General features: G+C 71.5%; 13 protein-coding genes. 7 read left to right on the top strand and 6 right to left on the bottom strand.

Features of this window, described 5'->3' with window-relative positions; genetic code table 11:
* Window positions 1-2: 2 nt before the first annotated feature.
* Genes OH768_RS50535 through OH768_RS50525 form a run of 3 tightly spaced genes read right to left on the bottom strand, consistent with a single transcriptional unit; the run spans window position 3 to window position 4,725 of the window.
* On the bottom strand, window positions 3-1,520 hold the full coding sequence (locus OH768_RS50535; RefSeq protein ID WP_406464110.1) for an AMP-binding protein: 1,518 nt from the start codon (window positions 1,518-1,520) through the stop codon (window positions 3-5).
* A complete protein-coding gene (locus OH768_RS50530) occupies window positions 1,517-3,829 on the bottom strand; it encodes a CoA transferase (RefSeq protein WP_406464108.1) in 2,313 nt (770 codons plus the stop codon). The genes OH768_RS50535 and OH768_RS50530 overlap by 4 nt, the downstream gene beginning before the upstream one ends.
* Window positions 3,830-3,846: 17 nt before the next feature.
* Window positions 3,847-4,725 carry an alpha/beta fold hydrolase gene (locus OH768_RS50525; protein ID WP_406464106.1) on the bottom strand — a complete coding sequence of 293 codons (879 nt, stop codon included), beginning with the start codon at window positions 4,723-4,725 and terminating at the stop codon, window positions 3,847-3,849.
* A gap of 127 nt (window positions 4,726-4,852) precedes the next feature.
* Here OH768_RS50525 and OH768_RS50520 point away from each other — a divergent pair, with 127 nt between their 5' ends.
* Both OH768_RS50520 and OH768_RS50515 read left to right on the top strand, forming a co-directional pair.
* Window positions 4,853-5,338 (top strand): MaoC family dehydratase N-terminal domain-containing protein, encoded by a 486-nt coding sequence (locus tag OH768_RS50520; protein WP_406464105.1) that lies wholly within the window; start codon window positions 4,853-4,855, stop codon window positions 5,336-5,338.
* Window positions 5,335-5,742, top strand: a complete 408-nt coding sequence (locus OH768_RS50515; protein ID WP_406464103.1) for an acyl dehydratase — start codon at window positions 5,335-5,337, stop codon at window positions 5,740-5,742. Before OH768_RS50520 ends, OH768_RS50515 begins: the two co-directional genes overlap by 4 nt.
* Here the strand turns inward: OH768_RS50515 and OH768_RS50510 are convergent.
* Window positions 5,663-6,364, bottom strand: a complete 702-nt coding sequence (locus OH768_RS50510) for an HAD family hydrolase (protein ID WP_406464101.1) — start codon at window positions 6,362-6,364, stop codon at window positions 5,663-5,665. The two genes, OH768_RS50515 and OH768_RS50510, sit on opposite strands and share 80 nt — an antisense overlap.
* A gap of 82 nt (window positions 6,365-6,446) precedes the next feature.
* Window positions 6,447-7,637: an MFS transporter gene (locus OH768_RS50505; RefSeq protein WP_406464100.1), complete on the bottom strand. Its 1,191-nt coding sequence runs from the start codon at window positions 7,635-7,637 to the stop codon at window positions 6,447-6,449.
* A gap of 89 nt (window positions 7,638-7,726) precedes the next feature.
* Here OH768_RS50505 and OH768_RS50500 point away from each other — a divergent pair, with 89 nt between their 5' ends.
* A complete protein-coding gene (locus OH768_RS50500) occupies window positions 7,727-8,488 on the top strand; it encodes a DeoR/GlpR family DNA-binding transcription regulator (RefSeq protein WP_406464098.1) in 762 nt (253 codons plus the stop codon).
* A gap of 36 nt (window positions 8,489-8,524) precedes the next feature.
* Here the strand turns inward: OH768_RS50500 and OH768_RS50495 are convergent, their stop codons facing one another.
* Window positions 8,525-9,478 (bottom strand): zinc-binding alcohol dehydrogenase family protein, encoded by a 954-nt coding sequence (locus OH768_RS50495; protein WP_406464097.1) that lies wholly within the window; start codon window positions 9,476-9,478, stop codon window positions 8,525-8,527.
* A 322-nt stretch (window positions 9,479-9,800) separates the two neighbouring features.
* Between OH768_RS50495 and OH768_RS50490 the strand changes: the two genes are divergently transcribed.
* The 4 genes from OH768_RS50490 to OH768_RS50475 all read left to right on the top strand — a co-directional run bounded on the left by OH768_RS50490 (window position 9,801) and on the right by OH768_RS50475 (window position 14,305).
* Window positions 9,801-11,009, top strand: coding sequence for a Rieske 2Fe-2S domain-containing protein (locus tag OH768_RS50490; protein ID WP_406464095.1), 1,209 nt, complete (start codon window positions 9,801-9,803; stop codon window positions 11,007-11,009).
* A gap of 115 nt (window positions 11,010-11,124) precedes the next feature.
* Entirely contained in the window at window positions 11,125-12,459 is a 1,335-nt protein-coding gene (locus tag OH768_RS50485; protein WP_406464093.1) for a M20 family metallopeptidase, read from the top strand.
* Window positions 12,456-13,439 carry a catechol 1,2-dioxygenase gene (locus tag OH768_RS50480; protein ID WP_406464092.1) on the top strand — a complete coding sequence of 328 codons (984 nt, stop codon included), beginning with the start codon at window positions 12,456-12,458 and terminating at the stop codon, window positions 13,437-13,439. Before OH768_RS50485 ends, OH768_RS50480 begins: the two co-directional genes overlap by 4 nt.
* Window positions 13,436-14,305: an alpha/beta fold hydrolase gene (locus OH768_RS50475; protein WP_388112456.1), complete on the top strand. Its 870-nt coding sequence runs from the start codon at window positions 13,436-13,438 to the stop codon at window positions 14,303-14,305. Before OH768_RS50480 ends, OH768_RS50475 begins: the two co-directional genes overlap by 4 nt.
* Window positions 14,306-14,340 lie beyond the last annotated feature (35 nt).

The following is a 14,340-nucleotide window of genomic DNA, read 5'->3' as shown; positions in this document are numbered from 1 at the left end:
GTTCAAGTTTGATGTCGTGCCGGGGTGGGTGATGCGGAGCGGTCCCAGGTGGTGGCGGTGACCCCACGTTCCCGCAATGCCGCCTTGCGAACTTTGCCGGTCTCGGTGAGCGGGAGCTCACGGACGGTGTCGATGTAGCGGGGCACCGCGAACGGGGGCAGCTCCTCCGCGCAGTGGCGTACGAGGTCCCGGAGGTCCAGCACCTGCCCGGGCACGGGGACTACGGCGACCATGACCTCGTCCTCCGCCAGCTCCGAGGGCACGGGAAAGGCCGCCGCGTCGGCGACCGCCGGGTGCGCGCGGACGACGGACTCCACCTCGTGCGAGGAGACGTTCTCGCCGCGCCGCCGGATGACGTCCTTGATCCGGTCGACGAACCGGAACCACCCGTCGGGCTCACGGACCACCCGGTCGCCGGTGCGCCGCCACTCGGTCGGGCCGGGCTCCGGCTCCCCCAAGTAGCCGGTGCAGAAGGCGAATTGGTGTGTGCTGCGGACGAGCAGCTCGCCGGGGACTCCGTCCGGGACGGGGTCGAGCAGTTCGTCGACCACGCGCGCGGAGAAGCCCTCGCGCACGGTGCCGACGTAGCCGGGCCGCTGTTCCTCGGGCGTCGACCCGATCACGAGGTTCGTCTCCGTGGACCCGAATCCGTCGACGAGCGTGACGCCGAACCGCTCGCGGAACGGCTCCCACGCGGACCCGGGAGTGGCCGGGGAGAGCCCCCGCCAGGTCCGGTGTGCGCGGTCGGCCGGGCCCGGCGGCTGCGCCAGCAGCATGGGCACCATCGCGCCCAGCAGATAGACGGTGGTCGCCCCGGTCTCGGCCACCCGCTCCCAGTACCGTGTGGCGGAGAACCGTTCGTCGATCACACAGCTCGCGCCCACCTCCATCCCCTGCGTCAGGGTGGTCAGGGCGTTGGTGTGGAAGAGCGGCAGGCAGGTGTACAGCACGTCGTCGGCGGTGAGACGGAGCGAGTCGGAGACGTTGCGGCCCCACCAGACGGTCTGCGCGTGCGGGCAGCGCACACCGCGCGCCGCTCCCGTGGTGCCCGAGGTGAACAGCACGAAGGCGGTGTCGTGCGGGCGCACTTGGGCCGGCGGCACGGCGGTGGTCACGCCCGGCGCCGGCACGTCTCCCCCGCCCACGACCCACAACTGCCCCTGAAAACCGGCCGCTACGACACGTTCCGCCAACTCCTCGTCCGCCAACAGGAATCGCGGCTCCGCCGTGCGCAGCACCTGCCTCAGCCCACTTCCCCGCAGGCCGGTGTTGAGCGGGACCAGTACCGCTCCCAGCCAGGCGCAGCCAAGGATGAGATCGACGAACTCGATCCGGTTGCGCGCCATGACGGCGACACGGTCCCCCGGCCCGCAGCCGCGCTCCGCGAGCGCTCCCGCCATCGTGGCCGCGGCCGTGCAGGCCTGCGCGTATGTCCGCGTCACCTCCCCGGCCCGCACAAAGGGCCGTTCGCCGAACTCCGCTGCCGCCGCCTCGATGAGACCGGGGATGGTGTCGATCACCGCAGGACTCCGGCCTCCCGGAGCTGTTGGACGCGCTCCGCCGAGAACCCGGCCACCTCTTCCAGTACGGCGTCGGTGTCGGCGCCGAGCACGGGCGCGGCCTTACGGACCGCGCCGGGTGTGCGGGTCAGGCGGATCGGGACGCCCTCGTGGAGGAAGGCGCCCGCGACCGGGTGCTCCTTGCGGACATAGAAGCCGCGGGCCCTCAACTGCGGGTCGTGCTCGACGAGTTCACGGCCGTCCTGGACCGCTCCGGCCGGGATGCCGTGGGCCTGGAGCGCCTCGGCGGCGACGCCGGCGGGAAGCGTGCGGGTCCACTCCCCCAGCGCGGCGTCGACCAGGTCCGTGGCGTGTCTGCGCGCGTCGGCCGTCAAGGTCCGTTCGTCGGTGGCGAGTTCGGGGCGGCCGATCACCTCGCAGAGCGCGGCCCACTCCGTGTCGTCGCGCACGCTGACGGCCAGCCAGCGGTCCGTGCCGAGGCAGCGGTAGACGCCCTGCGGGCTCCAGCTCGGGTGGGTGTTCCCGGCCGGTCCGACCTCCGGACCGCCGAGGAGGCTGGTGCCCAGGTGGGCGGCGATCGCCTCCAGTTGGGACAGGTCGATGTGCTGTCCGCGTCCGGTGCCGGCGCGGTGCTCCAGGGCGGCGACCGTGGCGAGGGCGGCCTGCAGTCCGGCGACGATGTCGCCGTGGCCGTAGATCACCCCGACCACGTCGTCCGGCCCCCAGCCGGTGAGTGCGGTCAGGCCTCCGCTCGCGGAGACCGTGTCGGCGTACGACACCCAGCCGTTGCGCGGTCCGGTGTGGCCCATGCCCGACATGCTGACGTAGACGAGTCCGGGGTTGATCCGGCGCAACTCCTCGTAGCCCAGGCCGAGTTTGCGCATGACCGTGGAGCTGAAGTTCTCCACGAGGACGTCGCTGTGGGCGATGAGTTCGCGCAGCACCGTGATGCCGTCGGCGGTGCGGGTGTCTAGGGCGATGCTGCGTTTGTTGCGGTTGACCTCGTTGAAGTAGCCGTTGGTGTTGGGGTCGGTGTGGGGGCCGCGCGAGAGGTGCATGAAGGGGGCGAAGCGGGTGGGGTCGGGGCGGCCCGCGGACTCGACCTTGATGACGTCGGCGCCGTGGTCGGCGAGGATCTTCGTGCAGTAGGGGCCGGCCAGGACCCAGGTCAGGTCGAGGACGCGGATGCCGTGGAGGGCGGGCTGTACGGAGGCGTGCCGCACCGGGCGTTCGGTGGGCGGTGCGGCATGCAGCAGTTCCTGGTCCGCGCCCACGCCCCGGACGTCCAGCTCCCGTACCCGGTGGCCTTCCGGGAACGCGAAGGGGAAGCCCAGATCGGTCCGTTCGCCCTGAGGTGTCCGTACCCGGGTGAAGAACGCGCGGGCCGTGAGCTGGGGGTTGTCGAGGAGTTCGTGGGGCAGGTCGACGGCGGCCCAGGGGAGTTTCCTGGCCTGGGCGCGCTCCGCGAACTCGGCCTTCGGCCAGGTGCCCACGAAGTCCTGGACGACCTTGAACACGTGCTCCTGGTGTCTCTTGCGTTCGACCGGGTCCTGCCAGCGGGGTTCCGTGAGGTCGGCCGCCGCGTCCTCCTCGCGCAGCCAGTCGAGCAGCGCGTCCCACATGCGGGGACTGCCCCCGAGTCCGCCGCCCAGGTAGCCGTCGGCGGCCCTGAACAGGCCGTGCGGGACGAGGGGGTGGACGCGGCCGGGGCGTGGCGGAACCCGGTCCTCGTGCAGATAGGCGAGGGTTCCGGCCTCCAGGGCGGCGGCCACGCAGGCCTGTGCGGAGACATCGACGAGCTGTCCCGGACCGGTACGGCGAGCGCGCAGGCCGAGCAGGGCGGCGATCGCCGCGTTGACGCCGGCGAGTTGTTCGGCCTGCTGCTCGGGCAGCCGTAGCGGCGAGCCGTCGGGGTCGCCGACCTGGGCGAGCATTCCGCCGAGCGCGGCCACCACGAGGTCGGTGCCCTGCCAGTCGCTGCGGGGGCCGAGCAGTCCGAAGGGGGTGACGCGGACGTGCACGAGGTCGTCGAGTCCGGCGGCGAGCGCCTCCGCGCCGCCCGCACTCCCGTCGAGCAGCACATCGGCGGTGGTCAGCAGGGCGCGCAGGTCCTCGGGCGAGGCGGGGACGACCGAGCGTTTGCCCGCGTGCCAATGCACGAAGGCGTCGCCGTCGAGTTCGCGTCGCGTCTCGTCGCCTTCCGGCGGCTCGACGAGTACGACCTCGTAGCCGAGTCCGACCAGCAGCCGGCCGGCGAACCGGGTGAAGGGACTGGACAGTTCGACGACGCGCGGAGCGGACTGGCTCACGTCTCCTCCCCGGAGAGTCAGTGGTGCTGCTGGTTCAGGAATCCGGTGACGACGCTGTGGTAGTCGTGGGGCCGTTCCTCCTGCGGGTGGTGGGAGGCCTCGCTCATCACGTGCAGGCTGCCCTTGGGGATCATGCGGGCCAGCATCAGCGGGTAGTCGGGGGTCAGGAACGCGTCCTGCATGCCCCACACGAAGAGCGTCGGCGCGGCGATCAGGCCGAGTTCGGCGGTGAGGTCCTGCCAGTCGCCGCGCGGGTTGTCGGAGGCGCCGGCGAGGGCGGTCTCCTCGGGGTCGAGGCTCTGTTCGTAGCGCAGGGTCACGGTGGCGTCGGGGATGGCGTCCGGGTCGAACCACTCCAGGCGGGCGATGAGTTCGCGCATCTTCTGCCATGAGGGGCCGGTACCGCCGTAGTAGACGTCCCGGGCGTTACGGCCGCGCCGGCCGCCTTCAGGCAGCGGTGCGAGAGGGCCGTAGAAGACGGGCATGCTGCCGGTGATCACCAACGACCGTACGCGGTCGGGGTACTTGGCGGCGAGGTTGAGGGCGATGGTGCCGCCCCAGGAGTTGCAGACGAAGTCGGCGCGGTCGATGCCGAGTTCGTCGAGGAGGGCCACGGTCTTGGCCGCGTGGTAGTCCCACATGGGGCCCTCGATGACGGGCTTGGCGGACTTGCCGTACTGGAGGATGTCGACGAGCAGACAGCGGCGGTCCTTCGCGAACAGGGGGGCCACCTGTCCGAAGTCCGACCAGCCGGTGCAGCCGGGGCCGCCGCCGTGCAGGAAGACGGCGGGGCTGACCGTGGGGCCGCCCTCCCCCAGTTCGACGTAGTGGTATTTGACGCCGTCCGCTTCCGCGTAGGCGCCCTCCGGCGGCGGCTGGATGTCCATGAGGTCCATGTCCCGATGGTGGGACGGCGGCGATCTCCGCCCAAGCGGAACGGTCCGCTGAGCGGGCCGGTTCCGTGGCGGCCGGGGGACGGTCCTCCTTAGCGTCCGGGCATCGGATGAGGACAGGAGGCAGCCCATGTTCCGCAACGCCGAGCTGGAGCTGGTCGAGGAGCGGGCCCGGGCGCCGATGGGGACGTGGGAGCGGCGGTCGTTGGGTGTCGTACGGGCCGAGGACGCGGCGGAGTTCGCGCGGACGGCCGGGGAGAGCGCGCCGCGTCTCGTCGATCCCGGTCACGCCGACTTCGCCGTGCATCCGATGTATGTGGTGAGCCTGCTGCGCGGGGCGCCCGGGGCCGATGCGTTGGAGTTTCGGCCGGACGGCATGTACCGCGACGAGGTGCCCGGCACCGACGGGCTCGGGGTCCGGCTGATGGCGGGCGGCCAGGCGGTGCGCTGGATCGCGGCGGCACGGGCCGGCGACCGGATCGAACTGCGGCGCACCCTGACGGCCGTGGAGCGAAAGGGCAGCGGTGAGGGGTTCCTGCTGCTCACCGTGGAGAAGGTGTACGGCTCGGCGCGGGGGACGCTGGTCGAGGTCACGGAGAGGTTCATCGTCCGATGACGGACCGTCACATCACCGTCGGGCAGGCCGTGTTGCCGGTCGGGCTGACCCCCGACGCGATCACCCTGCTGCGGTTCGGCGCGGTCACCCGCAATGCCCATCGCATCCACTACGACACCGAGTTCGCCCGCTCCGAGGGGCTGGCCGGGCCGGTCGTCATGGCTCAGCTGCACGGCTGTCTGTTCCATCGCGCCGCCGCGGAGTTCGCGGGCGAGAGCGGGCAGGTGCGGGAGCTGGAGTGGCAGAACCGGGCACCGGCCCATGCGGGAGACCGGCTGGTGGTGACCGGGACCGTGGGCTCGGTGGGCGGAGTCGACGGTGAGATCACTCTCGATCTGGTCGAGCGGTGCGGTTCCGGTGACGTGGTGTGCTGCCGGGGGCGGGCCGTGGTCGTCCTGGGGTGAGCACCGCTCGCGGCGGCAGCCAGGCGTCGATGACGGCCGCCAGCTCGGCGCGGTCGGTGAAGACGTGTCCGTTCATCCCCACGGTCCGCGCGGCGCGTACGTTCTCCTCGCGGTCGTCGACGAAGAGGAAGTCGGCGGGGGCGGCCCGCAGGGCGACGACGCAGTGCTGGAAGGCGGCCGGGTCCGGTTTCGCCGCCTTGATCTTCCCGGAGAAGGCGACGTGGTCCAGCCGGTGCAGCCAGGGCTGCGCGGCGAGGAAGGCGTCCGCGTGGTCCGAGGGGATGTTGGACAGCAGGGCGACCTCGGCGACGGCGCGGAGGGACTGGGCGTAGGCGACCATCGAGTCGTCGACGCGTGACCAGCTGTCGATGTCGGTGCGGCGCAGTTCCTCGACGGTGTCGGCGTCGACGGGCCTGGACAGCCATCGCAGTACGGCGGTCCAGTACTCGGGCGCGCACTGCTGACCGGCGTCGTAGGGCGGACGGCAGGCCCAGTAGGCCTCGGTGAAGGCATCGGTGGGTGTGCCGCAGCGGGCGGCCATCTTCCCCAGGGCGCCCGGGCGTTGATGGCGGGCGATGACTCCGAAGAGGTCGAACAGGACGATGCTGCGGTCAGTGGTCATGGTGAGGGTTCTTCCGGGTTCCGGCGGTCGGGGCGGGAGGAGAAGCCTGTGCGGCACGGAGTGAGCCGTGCCGCACAGGCGGTCAGTGGCCGCTGTGTGCCGGCTCGGGCGTGCGGTCGGATCCGGTGCGCAGGATCCCGGCGGCCACGGCGGTGATCGCACACAGCAGGATCAGCAGGACGAAGGCGTGGTTCAGGGCGACGAGGTGGGTCAGCCAGCCGATGACGGCGGGGCCGGCCAGCATGCCGACGTAGCCGAGCCCGGCGACGCGGGAGACATTGGCCCCGGCGGCGGAAGGGTCGGCGTGCCCCGCCGCGCTGAACAACTGCGGAACACAGCCGGACAGCCCCAGACCGAACAGCGCCCACCCCGCGAACGCGGCCCAGATCCACGGGGAGACGGTCACGATCGTGATGCCGACGGCGGCCGTCGCCGCGCCGTACCTCAGGATCGCCATGGACCCGAACCGGGCGACGAGCCGGTCGGCGAGCAGTCGGCCGACGGTCATGGTCGCGGCGAAGGTGCCGTAGGCGAAGGCGGCGGTGCTCGCGGGGGCGCCGAGGACGTCCTTCAGGTGCAGTGCGCTCCAGTCGTTGGCGGCTCCCTCGCACAGCATGACCATCAGGGCCAGGGCGGCGAGGATCCAGATGCGCCTGCCGGCGCCGCGCCGCCCGGGGGCCGGGACCGGCTCGGTCTCCGCCCTGGCGGCGATCGGCGCGGCCGGCAGCAGCGCGCGTGCTGATATCAGGGCGGTCGCGATGCCCAGGACGCCCATGGCGGCCATGCCCGCGGCCGGGCTCAGACCGGCGCTCGCCGTGGCCGCCCCGACGAGTGCGGCGAGGACGCCGCCGACCGAGAACGTGGCGTGGAACGCCGACATGACGGGCCTGCCGTACGCCTTCTCCACGTGCACGGCGTGGGCGTTCATGCTCACGTCCAGGCAGCCGTTGCAGAATCCGAAGACCAGCAGGGCACCGGCCAGCGTCCACCGGTCCCTGGGCAGGCCGGGCAGTACCAGGGCCGCGCTGCCCAGCACGCCGGTGGCGGGGACGACGACGCGCGCCCCGAGCCGGTCGGTCAGCGGCCCGGCCACCTGCATACCGATGAACGCTCCGAGCCCGAGCAGTACCAGCAGCCCCCCGAGCGTCGCGTGCGTGATGCCCACGCGCTCCTCGACGGCGGGGATGTTCACCACCCAGGTGCCCATCAGCGTCCCGCACAGACTGAAGTAGACAAAGGTCGCGATGCGGGCACCTCGAAGCGAATCATTCATGAGATCCACCGTAACGAACATGATGTGCGATTGAATACTGGCACTTCGCACACATTGAATGTTCGTATTGGCTGGTGTTCAATCGCCTCATGAGCAACGCAGACCGGCACGGGACGATCGCTCAGGCCGTCAGGGAGACGGGCCGGATCACGGTCCAGGAACTCGTCGAACTGACCGGCGCCTCCGAGATGACCATCCGGCGCGACCTCGACGCGCTGGCCGCACAGGGCGTCCTCGAACGCATCCGGGGCGGGGCACGCACCCTGCTGCTCCGGGGCGAGGAGCCGCCGTTCGCGCTGCGGGCGCACGAGTCCGTCGAGGCCAAGCGGCGGATCGCGGCCGAGGTGTCCTCGCTCGTCGCCGACGGCGAGACCGTCCTCCTCGACAGCGGCACCACCTGCCTGGAGATCGCCCATCTGCTGCGTCGGCGGCCGGTCACCGTGATGCCCTTGTCCCTGCAGGCCGTCCACGTGCTCGGCGAGAGTCCGGGCCCGGCCACCCTGCTGGTGCCCGGCGGGCAGCCCCGGGCCGCCGAGGGAGCTCTCACCGGCCCCCTCACCCTGGCGTCCCTGGCGGCACTGCGCTTCGACACCGCCGTCATGGGCTGCTGCGGGCTGAGCGCGGCCGAGGGTCTGACCGCCTACGACCTCGACGACGCGGCCGTGAAGAAGGCGGGCGTCGCCTCCTCGCGCCGCATCGTCGTCGCCGCCGACGGCGGCAAGCTCGGACACACCGCCTTCGCCCACGTCGGCCCCGCCACACTCCTGCACACCCTCGTCACCGACACCAGCGCCCCCGCCGACGAGGTGACCGCGCTCGAAGGCGCCGGCGTCGTCGTCAAGGTCGTGTGACGCGATCGCCCGCTCCGGGGCCCGGAGTTGAGGACCTCAACTCAGTTCGAGAACCACCTTCCCCAGCGCCTCCCCGCTCCGCAGCCGATCGGCGGCCTCCGCAAACCCGTCCAGTCCATGGCGCTCGATCTCCAGGGTCAGCGCCCCCGTCCGCAGCTCGGCCAGCAGTGCCTCCGCGTCCGCCGCGACCTCCTTGCCCCGCGTCATCAGGTTCACCGGCAGCAGGGACACGTCGGCCAGCAGGAAGTCCGCGAGGTCGACGGTGAATTCGCGTCCGGCGGTGTAGCCGACGAGCGCCACTCGGCCACGCGGGCGGACCAGCGGGAGGGTGTCGCGGAGTACCGGGCCGCCGACCGTGTCGATCACGACGTCGACCGGGCCGCCCACCGCCTCCACGGACAGGTCGCAGGCCAGGAGGGACTTGGCGGGAGCGGGGACATGGGCGAGCTTGGCCGGGCGTCCGACCACGCCGACCACCTCGGCCCCGGCCCGTGCGGCGACCTGCACGGTCAGCGCCCCGACCGCGCCCGCCGCGCCGGTCACGAGCACCCGCTCCCCGGGCCGCACGTGCGCGACCGCGTGCACGGCCGCCCACGCCGTGCCCGCCGGTGAGAACCAACTGCACGCCAGGGCGGGGTCCGTACCCTCCGCCACCACCTCCACGGCGGCGTCCGGCACCAGTGCGTGGTCCGCCCAGCAGCCGTCGCGGCGCAGGCCGAGGCCCTTGCCGCCGAGCCGGACGAGGGTGCCCTCGGGGTGGGTGTCCGAGGCGAGGACGATCCCGCATCCGGTGGTGCCCGGTACGGCGGGCAGGTCGGGCAGAATCCCGAACTTGCCGTCCACGACGTTCAGATCGAGGTGGCCCACCTGGGCCGCCCGCATCCGTACCAGGGTGTGGCCGGGGCGCGGCTCGGGCACCGGGCGCTCCACCGGGCGGGGCAGCGAGCCGAAGCTCTCCAGGACCAGGGCGCGGGACATCGCGGTCGTCACAACTTCACTCCGTATCGATGCGGGATGCGGGACGCGACACTCCGCAGGGCGCGGCCGGGTCCGGTGCGGCCCGGCGATTCGACGCACCGTAGAACGGCGGGTGGCCTCCGCGCAGCGACGAGGGTCCGCTGAACGGGACGCGCCGGTGAGCGCCGGCCGCGGCCCGCATCCTCGGCGAAATGTGGCGGACGAGGGCAGGAGCGCCGCGTTTCCGCCGCCGCCCCGGGGCCCGGTCTGCTCAGTGGACCGGGTCTCTTGGGCGGATCCGCCGCCCGCCGCATGCTCGGCTCACAGCTCACCCGGCAGCAGGAGGACGCCCACGATGACGGTCGACGACTCTCCCGACACTCAGCCACCGGTCCGGAGCCGCCGCAGACCAGCGGGTGAGCCCGGCCGCCAGGACTGGAAGTCGTGGCCCCACTACGACGCGGCGGACGCGGGCTTCCGCGGCTACTGGTACCCGGTCACCTGGTCCAGCCAGATCACCGGCGATCCGCTCCCGTTCACGATCTGCGGCGAGAAGATCACCCTGATCCGGGACAACGGCACGGCGTACGCGCTGCACAACCGGTGCCCGCACCGCGGTGTCCCGCTCTCCGAGGGCAACCAGCAGTTCCCGGGCACGGTCAGCTGCCCGTACCACGGCTGGACCTTCGACCTGCCCACCGGCAAGCTCGCCGCGGTCATCACCGACGGCCCCGGCTGCCGGCTGACCGGCAAGGTCTCGGTGCGGACGTACCCGGTCGAGGAGCGGCTCGGCATGGTGTGGGTGTACATCCCCCTCACCGACGAGGAACCGCACCCCATCGACTCGCAGCTGCCCGAGGAGCTCGTCTCCAACGCCTTCGTGATGGGCGGCCGGATCGACCCGCGCAGCGGCAACTGGCGCTTCGCCTGCGAGAACGGCTTCGACGAAGGGCACGCCAAGTACCTGCACCGCACGGCACTTTGGCGGCTCTTCAAGCCGATGCCGACCTGGAACATCACCCGGATCGTGCCCAAGGGCCGCTGGATCTTCCGGGTCCAGGACGAGGTGTACTGGCAGGCGGACTTCCCCGGTGTCGGCCGCTGGACCAACAAACGCTGGTGGAAGGCCCAGCCGCCGAAGGAGACCTTCAACATCGGCAACACGGGCAAGCCCGACAAGGTCAACCCGACGATCGAGGCCCAGGAGTTCCCCGGCTTCGCGTCCCTGTCGATGCCCGGCGTGCTGCGCATCGCGTACCCGAACTTCATCCACTACGAGTTCTACGTCCCCGTCGACCAGGACAACCACCGCTATGTCGGCGTGATGGTCAACTTCACCGAGGGCTGGGACACCCTGCGTTTCTACGCCAAGTACCTCGGTGCGATCCGCTGGTTGTTCCACGGCCAGTTCTCCGGCCAGGACGCCTGGATGGTCGACATCACCGACGCTCCCCCGGAGAAGCTCTACCGCCCCGACATCTCGCTGACCGCCTGGCGGAACCTCAGCGAGGAGGAGTACGGCAAGAAGCTCGCCGGCACTGGCACCGAAGGGAAGGAGGCCTGACCATGGGCCGCACACTGCTCACCCTGCTCGTCGGAGCCGGGATCGCGATCGGGCTCCCGCTCGCGAAGAAGCGCTTCGAGCGTACGACGATGACTCAGGTACACAGGGTCAACCAGTGAGCGCCGCGGGCGAGTTGGCCGGTCTGGACGACACGCGGGCCGCCTGGGTCGCCGACGCCTGGCAGCACGTCACCGCCGACCGGCTGCGCGACCTGATCACCGGGCTCGTCGACATCCCGTCCCCGACCGGCGACGAGGGCCCGCTCGCCGCGCACATCGCCGACACCCTCACGACGGCCGGCTGCCCGGCCCGCGTCCAGCCGCTGGACGACCGGCAGGCCAACGCGTGGGCCCGGCTCTCCGGCGACGGCACCGGCCCCGACCTGATGCTCTACGCGCCGATCGACACCCTGACGGTGGGCGAGGAGAGCGAGGATCTCCCGTGGATCGGGCCGGAGTTGCGGGACGACATGCGTCCGCGCGCCACCGTCCACGACGATCTCGTCGTCGGCCTCGGCGCCTCCAACCCGAAGGGCCACGCGGCCTGCGTGCTGATGGCCGCCGAGGCGATCGCGCTGGCCGGCGTTCCGCTCACCGGCGACCTGGTCGCGGCCTTCGGCGCCGGCGGCATGCCCACCAACGCCCGCCCCGGCTCCAGCCGCCTCAACACCGGTCAGGGCGTGGGCTGTTCGTTCCTCCTGGAACAGGGCGTGTGGACGGACTACGCGCTCATCGCCAAGCCCGGCTGGACGGTGTCCTGGGACGAGGTCGGCCTGGTCTGGTTCGAGGTGACGGTCCACGGCACGCACACCTACGTCGGCTCCCGCCACCGCCTCCCCTACGACAACGCCGTGGCGCGCGCCGGAGAGGTCGCCCGGCATCTGGAGGAGTGGTTCGTCGAGTACGCCGAACGGCACACCTCCGGCACGGTCGCCCCCCAGGGCATCGTGTCCTCGATCCAAGGGGGTTGGCCCCGGACGGCGGCGGTGACACCGGCCTCCTGCACCCTCATGGTGGACCTGCGGATCGGCCCGGACACGACGCCGATGCAGGCCAAGCGGGAGTTCATGGCGGCCATCCGCGCCCTGCGTGACAAGAACATCGACGTCGGCGCCGAGATGGTGCTGGCGATCCCCGGCACCGGCACCGACCCGGAGAGCTGGATCTGCCGCAGTGCGGCGGCGAGTTGGGCCGCCTTCGAGGGGCGCGAGCACGAAGTGATCCGGGGCAACAGCGGGGCCACCGACGCCAACATCCTCCGCGGGCGCGGCATCCCGACCGTACGGGTCGGGATGCCGAAGGTCACCGACTCCCTCTTCGACATCGACTTCGCGCGGGGCATGAACACGGTCTCCGTGCGGGCCATGGAGAAGCTGACGCGCCATCTGATCCGTACGGCGGTCGACACGGTGACCCGGTCCCGCGCCGAGGTGGAAGGGAGAGCGGCATGACGGAGATCGTCCTGGGCGTGGGCGCCTCGCACAGCACGCTGATGAACACCCATTGGGAGGAGACCTTCCACAAGGACCGGGCGGAGCGGTTCCGCGACGCGCTGTGCGAGGCCCGGGAGGCACTGCTCGCGGCCCGCCCGGACACGGTGATCCTGGTGGGTTCCAATCACTTCCGGGGTTTCTGGCTGGACCTGATCCCGAGCTTCACGATCGGCGTCGGCGAGTGCGTCGCGAGCGGCGAGTCGGGCACCCCGAAGGGGCCCCAGCCGGTCGACGTCCCGCTGGCCCGGCACCTGGCCAACTCCCTTGTGGAGAACGGGAGTTTCGACCCGGCGTTCTCCGCCAGGCTGCAGATCGACCACGGTCAGTCGCACGCCATCCAGTACCTCTTCGAGGGGCTGGACGTGGAGATCGTGCCGATCGTGGTGAACGTCTTCGCCCCGCCCCTGCCCACCCTGACCCGCTGCGAGGAACTGGGCCGGGCGATCCGGGAGGCCGTCCTCTCCTTCCCCGGCGACCGGCGGGTGGCGGTGGTCGGCTCGGGCGGGCTCTCGCACCGGCTGCCCTGGCCGGACTGGCGCGAACCGCACGGCGACGACGAGGAGTTCATGGTCGGCGCCTGGCTCAACGGCCGGGAGAACTGGCAGGACTACGACGTCCGGCGCCGCGAGATCATCCGCGCCGCCGAGGCCGCGCTCAACCCGGAGTTCGACGACGAGTTCCTTGCTCTTGTCGAGCGGGGCGAGATCCGGCGGATCACGGCGTACTCCACCGAGGAGTTGGAGAAGGCCGCCGGCAACGGGGCTCAGGAGCTGCGCACCTGGCTGTTGATGTCGGCCGTGCTCGACCACGTGCCCGGCCGCCGGCTGGCCTACGAACCGATGCCCGAGTGGCTCACCGGGATGGCCGTGGCCGTCCTGGATCCCCGACAAGTCGCCGTCCTTGGCCCCCAACAAGCAGACACCGAAAGGCAGTCATGACCATCTGGACCGAACTCTCGGGCATCGACTACCGGCACGCGTACGTCGAGACCGGCGATGTCACCACCCGCGCCCTGCAAGCCGGTCCGGAGGACGGCGAGCACGTGGTGTTCCTGCACGGCACGACGGGCCACCTGGAGGCCTTCGTCCGGAACATCCCGGCGCACGCCGAGGCCGGTTACCGCTGCCACGCCATCGACATGCTCGGCCACGGCTACACCGGCAAGCCCGACCGACCCGGTGAAATCCCGGCGTACGTCGACCACTTGATGGCCTACCTCGACGCGGTCGGTGCCGAACGCGCGCACCTGGTCGGCGAGTCGCTGGGCGGCTGGGTGGGATCCTGGGCCGCGAGCGAGCACCCGGACCGGGTGGCCTCCCTCCAGCTCCTGTGCATGGGCGGCACGAAGATCAACCCGGCGGTGATGGAACGCCTGAAGACCTCCACCCGCGCCGCGGCCATGGAGCCGGAGATCTCCTACACCCGCGACCGGCTGGCCCTGCTGTGGGCCGAGTGGGACGAGGACCTGGGCGAGGAACTGACCCAGGTGCGCTACGAGATCTACCACCACCCCGACTTCCAGCGGAACCTGCACAATCTGCTCGCCCTCCAGGAGGTGGAGGCCCGTGAGCGGAATCTGCTGCGCCCGGACCGCATGGCGCGGATCAAGGCCCCGACGCTGGTGGTGTGGGGCAACAAGAACCCGCTCGGGGACGTTCCGGAGGCCGAGGCGATCGCCGCCGCGATTCCCGGAGCCCGGCTAGAGGTCTTCACCGAATGCGGACATTGGCCGCAACATGAGAAGGCCACGCTGTACAACCCGCTGAGCCTCGCGTTCCTCGCCGAGTCGTCGTCCGGTCACTGATCGTGAGATTCCAGCCGTAACCCCTGATCGTGAGG

Origin of the sequence: Streptomyces sp. NBC_01622, from assembly GCF_045209635.1 — a bacterium.
GTDB lineage: Bacteria > Actinomycetota > Actinomycetes > Streptomycetales > Streptomycetaceae > Streptomyces.
Note: the sequence above shows the minus strand (reverse complement) of the source record. Positions and strands in the feature narration are given on the sequence as shown.

Coding starts and splice junctions, on each gene's coding strand:
- OH768_RS50490 (WP_406464095.1), top strand. CDS start 9,801: ATGACGGTCGACGACTCTCCCGACACTCAGCCACCGGTCCGGAGCCGC.
- OH768_RS50525 (WP_406464106.1), bottom strand. CDS start 4,725: ATGGACCTCATGGACATCCAGCCGCCGCCGGAGGGCGCCTACGCGGAA.
- OH768_RS50505 (WP_406464100.1), bottom strand. CDS start 7,637: ATGAATGATTCGCTTCGAGGTGCCCGCATCGCGACCTTTGTCTACTTC.
- OH768_RS50510 (WP_406464101.1), bottom strand. CDS start 6,364: ATGACCACTGACCGCAGCATCGTCCTGTTCGACCTCTTCGGAGTCATC.
- OH768_RS50515 (WP_406464103.1), top strand. CDS start 5,335: ATGACGGACCGTCACATCACCGTCGGGCAGGCCGTGTTGCCGGTCGGG.
- OH768_RS50480 (WP_406464092.1), top strand. CDS start 12,456: ATGACGGAGATCGTCCTGGGCGTGGGCGCCTCGCACAGCACGCTGATG.
- OH768_RS50500 (WP_406464098.1), top strand. CDS start 7,727: ATGAGCAACGCAGACCGGCACGGGACGATCGCTCAGGCCGTCAGGGAG.
- OH768_RS50475 (WP_388112456.1), top strand. CDS start 13,436: ATGACCATCTGGACCGAACTCTCGGGCATCGACTACCGGCACGCGTAC.
- OH768_RS50520 (WP_406464105.1), top strand. CDS start 4,853: ATGTTCCGCAACGCCGAGCTGGAGCTGGTCGAGGAGCGGGCCCGGGCG.